At 60.0% G+C, this 1,169-nt stretch carries 1 protein-coding gene; it reads right to left on the reverse strand.

The genetic code is table 11. The annotated features are described in order from the left end of the window. Positions 1-1,058 (reverse strand): caspase family protein (locus ACFFWD_RS25490; RefSeq protein WP_376969763.1); only part of this gene is annotated, 1,058 nt, incomplete at its 3' end. Positions 1,059-1,169: the final 111 nt, after the last annotated feature.

Here is a 1,169-nt window from a genome sequence, read left to right on the forward strand (position 1 = left end):
TCTTCATTGCACGATGCTCGTGTAGCTTCCGGGACGAGTTTGTAGGATCGAATCGGCCATCGCGCGACGTACCGCTCCTTCTCCTTGAGAACATCCGCTCGGCTAGTCATCTTTCCATAAAACTCGACCCGATCATCAAAGACCTGGCTCGCGTAGGCCAAGAATGCAGCCGGATCGCCGCTCGACCGATCCATATCTATGGCCGCGAACTCTAGGGCGCGTTGATCGAGTGATCTCGGAACAGGCAAAGCTTTCGGCGGTGTAGGAGGTGCGGCAGCCACGATTGGCGCCGCGATCGTTGGAGGTGCGCTCGCGAAATAGAACGAACCATCGATCGGTGAAGATGAGACCCAAGGCTGCTGCGAACCGCCCGTAGCGCGTTTAACGATCAGCCCCACCTGATTGAACGCTTGCAGGACGTCTAGCCCGGGCCTTTGCATGGTTTCGACCAGGGCTCTCGTGTACGGGCTGTGGCCGTCGCCTCCGTCGAGGGCGACGTTGCCCGGCTGCGTGGCGTACGAAAGAAGGGTGCCCTCCGGCGCCCGGATCTGGGCCAATCCTCCCTCGGCCGCCCTCAAGCCGCGGCCACCAAACGGGTTGTTGCGGCAAGCGTCCAAAATCACGATGTTGAGCTTGGTGCCGGAGCCCTCCATCTGCTTCAGCACCAATCCGACGTCCACCATCTGGAAGTCGACGTCGGCTTCTCGCGTTGGATTCGCGCTGATCGGCACGAGGTAGTTGGTCCCTCGAACCTGAATCCCGTGTCCGGCGTAATAGAAAAGCCCTACGTCCGCACCGAGCAGCTGTCTTCCAAAGGCTTGCACCGTGACGTCAAAGTGAGCCTTGTCGAGGTCAAGCTGCGCGCCGCCGCCGACCAGGCTAAACCCCAATCTAGTCAAGGTCTCAGCTATTAGGCGGGCGTCCTTGGTGGGATTCGTGAGCGGGGAAACGTTCTGGTATTCGGAGTTTCCCACGACGAGCGCGATCCTTGTCTCGGCAAGACCGGACGAGGTGAAAAGGAGCCAAAGGAAAGCTGCTCTGACCGTTGCTCGCCACATTGCTAACCCCAGCCGTCGAAGCTTATCCTACCAGCTTAGGTCTCCGAAATCGATCGGCTGCTTGGGGCATCGCCGCTTGGGTGTCTTCTCACCCTCGCTCGGGTGAGTGCC

The organism is Bradyrhizobium erythrophlei (genome assembly GCF_042430365.1).
GTDB classification, from domain to species: Bacteria; Pseudomonadota; Alphaproteobacteria; order Rhizobiales; family Xanthobacteraceae; genus Bradyrhizobium; species Bradyrhizobium erythrophlei.